The 5,304-nt window shown below is 43.3% G+C and carries 5 protein-coding genes; 2 read left to right on the top strand and 3 right to left on the bottom strand.

Features of this window, described 5'->3' with window-relative positions; translation table 11 throughout:
* A partial coding sequence (gene tnpA, locus BMZ71_RS11310) for an IS200/IS605 family transposase (protein WP_093234141.1) occupies positions 1-449 on the bottom strand: 449 nt, incomplete at its 3' end.
* Between the two features lie 150 nt (positions 450-599).
* Entirely contained in the window at positions 600-1,202 is a 603-nt protein-coding gene (locus BMZ71_RS11305; RefSeq protein WP_086990370.1) for a GNAT family N-acetyltransferase, read from the bottom strand.
* A 137-nt stretch (positions 1,203-1,339) separates the two neighbouring features.
* Here BMZ71_RS11305 and BMZ71_RS11300 point away from each other — a divergent pair, with 137 nt between their 5' ends.
* On the top strand, positions 1,340-1,906 hold the full coding sequence (locus BMZ71_RS11300; RefSeq protein WP_083546475.1) for a P-loop NTPase family protein: 567 nt from the start codon (positions 1,340-1,342) through the stop codon (positions 1,904-1,906).
* A 29-nt stretch (positions 1,907-1,935) separates the two neighbouring features.
* Here BMZ71_RS11300 and BMZ71_RS11295 read toward each other — a convergent pair whose 3' ends face one another.
* Positions 1,936-2,748: a helix-turn-helix transcriptional regulator gene (locus BMZ71_RS11295; RefSeq protein ID WP_068561249.1), complete on the bottom strand. Its 813-nt coding sequence runs from the start codon at positions 2,746-2,748 to the stop codon at positions 1,936-1,938.
* Between the two features lie 1,012 nt (positions 2,749-3,760).
* On the opposite strand from BMZ71_RS11295, the gene BMZ71_RS11290 reads away from it, so the two are divergent.
* Positions 3,761-5,164, top strand: a complete 1,404-nt coding sequence (locus BMZ71_RS11290; RefSeq protein WP_086990363.1) for a hypothetical protein — start codon at positions 3,761-3,763, stop codon at positions 5,162-5,164.
* Positions 5,165-5,304 lie beyond the last annotated feature (140 nt).

Genomic DNA, 5,304 nt, shown 5'->3' with positions numbered 1-5,304 from the left:
GTAAATGGATCCGTGTACTCTAATAGGCTTAATTGTTCTGCGACTATATCATCTTGAATTTGGTTGCGTATATATTCTTGAATTGCCTTCTTGTTTCTCCCGACTGTATCGACATAATATCCTGTGCACCAGAATTTGCGGTTTCCATAGCGATATTTCAGGTTGGAGTGCCTATCAAATATCATGAGGCTACTTTTACCTTTTAGATAGCCGACAAACGATGAGACACTTATCTTGGGCGGTATGCTTACCAACATGTGTATATGATCCACACAAGCAGTGGCTTCGATTATTTCTACACCTTTTCTTTCACATAACTGCCTTAGTATGACTCCTATATCTTGTTTTATCTTTCCGTAGATTGCTTGCCTCCGGTATTTGGGCGCAAAAACTATGTGATACTTACAATTCCAAGTGGTATGTGCTAAACTATTTTTGTCTTGAGACATCTAAAGAATCCTCCTAAGTCATGAATATTGGTTGGCGAACCAAATATATTCTAGCACTTAGCGAGGATTTTTTAATACACCGCTGTAAGCTCTCCGGAACCATGGGCCTAGCCCATGGTTTTCATTTATCCAATAAATAGCGGGACTGCTTTACAAACGGCGACTGATTTTTTCTTTGATATCGGCAATTCTTTCGAGTTCCCACTGCATATGATCATAGACATGCCCGCTCAGCGTTCGCTCGGAAACGGTCCGGAAGCCGACTTTTTCGTAAATTTTTTTTGCCTGCAGATTGTCTTTTTCGCAATTCAGGCCGATGACGGTTTCACCCGCGGCCGAGGCGAGTGTCGGCAGTGCTTGCAGCAATTGGTAAGCGACGCCTTTTCCGCGCGCTGACTGCTTCGTCACGATGGAATCCAGATACCATTCTCCGGCAAATGTTTCGCTATCAGGGAAAAGCCTGGCTGCCGTGATGTGCATCTTATCGAAAGCGGTCTGGAGTGCGGCATCGATGATAGGTTCGGACGCTCCCGGATAGCCGAAACAACAGCCGAGAATTTCGCCATTTTCTTCATAGACAAGGCCATTCCGGTAACTGAACCGGTAGACGTCCTCCTGCATAGCCCGGACCACTGCGGCTTTCAGGACATCCGGTTCCAACAGGGTGAGCAGTGGCAATTCCATGTCCACTAAGATTTCGTGGATCAGATCATACAATTCCGGACAGTCCTCTTTTATTGCTTTGCGTATCATTATTTATCTTTCCTTTCAAGTTCTGTAGTCCAAGTATACCATTAGTTGCGGGGACATAGCAGGTACTGTCCACCGTAATTGCGCTGTGGTAAACTGTTCAACAGAAGAGAATGTCTCGTTCGATAGGAGGAATCGCTTTGGCAATAATGAAGGACAGCGGGAGTGGGAAGGCAATGAAACGGATCGTCGTCATCGGATGCAGCGGATCGGGAAAGTCTACTTTTTCGCGCAAGTTAAAGCAAGTGACGGGCAATCCGTTGCATCACCTCGATAAACTGTATTGGCTTCCTGATTGGAATCTCCGCGCTGCTGAAGAACAGGATCGGATCCAAAAAGAACGGATCAAAGACGAAAAATGGATAATCGACGGCAATTACCAACGGAGCCTGCCGATTCGGTTGGAGCGTGCGGATACAGTTTTCTTTTTCGACTATCCAAGGAGTTTGTGTCTCTATCGCGCGTTGAAGCGGATTGTTTTGAACCGCAAAAGGACCCGTCCTGATATGGGGGAAGGCTGCCCGGAGCGATTCGATTGGGAATTTATGAAATTCATCTGGAACTTCAACAAAAACAACCGCCCGGGTTTGATTGCTTTACTGGATCAGGCGCCGGCCGGCATCGAAATTCAACATTTCCGCAAACCGCGCGAAGCAAGAGACTATTTGCGGGCATTGGAGGAACAAAAAGAAGAAGAAGTCGCTTAAAACAGCGGCTTCTTCTTCTTTTTGTTGTATTATTGGTTTCCTTGACGACGATACTGTGAAGGCGTGCAGTTAGACAATTCCCGGAATGTTTTCGAGAAGTGTGACGGAGACTGGAAGCCGACCAAGTGCGCGATGTCGGCGATTGCGATATTGGTGTTGCGTAACATTTTTTGCGCTTCGTCGATACGGATATGGATCAAGTAGTCGATCGGCGACATGCCGACTTCTTGCTTGAAGATACGGATCAAGTAGAATTTGTTGATGTGGACCAGATCCACTAAGTCATCCAACGTGATGTTCTTGTGGTAGTTCACTTTCATGTAATTCTTGACCGTTTGGATTTCTTTGTGGTTCTTTTTGTTCAGTGAGTTCCGGATCGAAAATTCTTCCAGACGCAACAAGTGGATCAGGATGATCTCGACGAAACGTTTGCTGACCTCTTCGTATCCCTGGCTGCGTGTGCTCATTTCATCCAGCAATAAATTCAAGAAAGTCGCAGTTTCTTTTTCACCGTCGTTGTGGCGGTAGTAAGAGAAATCGCTTTCTGCATCACCGATTTTGGAGAATTCAAGCCCGTGGATGCCGACTTCGATAATCTCTGCTGCTTTATCTCCTGTCAGGTCCCAATAATACTCTACATTTGGGTTCAATAAGATCAGTTGATCTTTTGAAAGCTTTTCTGTTGTTTCTTTCATGACTAAAGAAACATCCCCTGTTGTAACATAGAAAAGTTTAACATAAGGAAATTTTTGGTAGTTTGTAGGTTGGGCTGATGTGATTGTATTCTTTTCAGCAAGAACAATCTTCAAGGAGAGGTTTTTTATGTTGGACATTGTGTACATCGTAATCCTCCTGACATAATTTATCTGATAGCAACGGTTCGACAATTTGAAAATTAATTGACTCAAATTCCATATCATCCGAACGAGCCAATAACAATAATAATATACTATTTTTTTAGTTTGTCTAGTATATTTTATAAAAATATCAAAATTTAATCCTTGTCATAAAAAGGGTTATTTGTAATATGTCTGTAATTAAATCTGATATGTACAAGCGAGAGACTAGAAACGATAAGCTTATTGCAGAAAGTATGTTGCCGTTAACGAAACCAATTTATTGATGCGAGAGAGGGGGCAAATATTTTGCCATTAAGGCATAGGGGCTGATTAATCCGCGCTGCTCCTCCCCGCCGCGGCTGATTATAAAAAAGTATCAGGCTGTAGGATCGCTGTCCATTTTTGGCATGCAATTTAATGGCTGCTTCAACATGGATTTTCGTTCCCGGGCTAACGGAAAAACTGTCTGAACATAATCGACAGAAATGTTGTTTTTGTTTATTAAAAACCGAATCGAAACAAAATAGTTGCAGCCATTTTCTCTTAAAAGCTTGTTTAAAGGTATTTTCGATGAAAGATATTGATTTGGAATTGCAATATAGATGATGTAAAAATATTTGTTATTTCGGTTGCTGTGATTTCTTCTGATCAAAAAGTGACGGACGGGAGATAAAGGGAAGGGCTTCTTTCGGGAAAAACCTTATACAATGGGAATCCTCGGATGCTGTATTGTGTTTGTACATAAATAAGACGAACGTCATTTCATGTATAGTATAGCATCATCGCGCAAAAACGTCATCCGATAACCGAACATTTTTATATCAACTGAATAGAATTTGTGTAAATTTCAATAAATTCTATGTAGATTGTTTGTTTCAGCTTACAGGTAATCAAACAATTTTCAGCATTTGGCAGCCGAGTTTATCAAGCGCACAGGCTTTCTTGCTTTGTTTTGTAAGCAATATGGTAAAATGGATTTAGAGTTGTAAAGGATTACGGTCCGGAGGTGCGGAAGATGAAAGGTGATTACGATCTGTTTTTTGAGTATTATTGCGCGGTTTATGACTATGTGCTAGCTGGGAAAGTGTCAGTGAATGAGCAGACGTTGCATGATTTCCTGCATACGCAACAATATTATCGATTATCCCATGAGGCGCAACGTTTCGCGAAGCGGTTTGCGAATGAGGATATCGCTGTGGATCGGCTGCTGCTGAACGAACAAGAAGCGCATGAATGGTACCTCTTCTATTACAAACAAAACTTTCCTGCGGGCTATCCCTTTAATCATGCGAATCTGGAATTCATGGAATGGGAATATGAGTTGAAGGGCTTTTCGCCGATAATCGGGCCCCTCGGTCACCAACCTTTGCACTCGGGGATTTTGCGGAAAAGAGTCAACGAGGATTATTTTGTCTTCCCTTATTTCAAGAATCACGCGAAGTTGTCGCACCTTATTCTCAGGCCTATTATAAACAAATTAATGACAGAAAACAAATATAATGTCAGGAAATTGATTGAACTCGTTCAGTTGTTTGAAGCTGAGGCAGTCGGATCGGATTGGGATCCGGCCAGAATCAAAACGCAGATGGAAGAAGTGTTGCGGCAACAGTTACATTACCACGTCAATTATTCTGACACAAAAAAACTGTGGCTGCAGCTGATTTTCATCAGCTTCCGATACGAAAAGAATGAGGCGAGTTATATCCAGTGGGAGCACCATGATTATGCGGATACCGTCCGGAAATTGGAGAATTTTGCGGCAGTTTTAGACGGTAATCCGGACATTCAGCTGACTGCTGAAGAAGGTGCATTGCTGAAGTGGGTCCGTTTCGTCGTTTTTCGCTCCCGGGGTATGCATGCCAAAGCGAAAGAAGAGGCGCACAAGCTGCTGGAACGCGAAGAATTGGTGGTGGGGGCAAGCCGGCAGCCGTTGTACACGAAGTTGGACATTGTGCCTATCAATGATACTTACAAGGATTTGGTTGTCCGCAAATTGTCGATCGATTTTCGGGATATTTTGGTTTCTTACTTGTTGGACAGCTATATAGCCGATCGGAAATATGAAGCAGCTTTTTTCTTGTTGCAGCAATCCGATCCTTATTTCAAACATTTCATTCCTCGTTATTACCGTAGCGCTAACCAGAACAAGTGGATGCCGGGGGAAGGCGAAGTTTCCACCGAGCAGCTTTTCCGAGAACAGTTCCAACGGGTACGCATTGTTCTGGGAGATCATTGGGTCGATGCGTTGCATAAAGAGATAGAGGAAGAAGCGAAAGCCGGGCTTACTTTGAAGAAGGATGCTTTTGACTGGTTGTTGCGTTACCTGTACAACGTGATGAGCATCTTCCATGAGATGCAGGAAAATGAATTGGCCGATCAGATGAATGCCTTTTATGCGCAAATCCGCCTAGCAGAATAAATAAAAAGAAGCAGCCGACTTGAAGATCGGACTGCTTCTTTTTGGGCTCGATTTCTAAACGGGATTCATCGTATCCTGGTAGTTGAGTTCTGAATCCCAGAACTCTCCGCCTAAGCTGAAATACCCACCTCGACCAAAAC

Origin of the sequence: Trichococcus flocculiformis (assembly GCF_900113645.1) — a bacterium.
In the GTDB taxonomy this organism is placed as follows: Bacteria; Bacillota; Bacilli; order Lactobacillales; family Aerococcaceae; genus Trichococcus; species Trichococcus flocculiformis.
This window is presented reverse-complemented; position numbering and strand designations above follow the sequence as displayed.

Excerpts from the sequence above, each read along its gene's own strand:
- BMZ71_RS11295 (WP_068561249.1), bottom strand. The coding sequence starts at position 2,748 with ATGTACACAATGTCCAACATAAAAAACCTCTCCTTGAAGATTGTTCTT.
- BMZ71_RS11305 (WP_086990370.1), bottom strand. The coding sequence starts at position 1,202 with ATGATACGCAAAGCAATAAAAGAGGACTGTCCGGAATTGTATGATCTG.
- BMZ71_RS11290 (WP_086990363.1), top strand. The coding sequence starts at position 3,761 with ATGAAAGGTGATTACGATCTGTTTTTTGAGTATTATTGCGCGGTTTAT.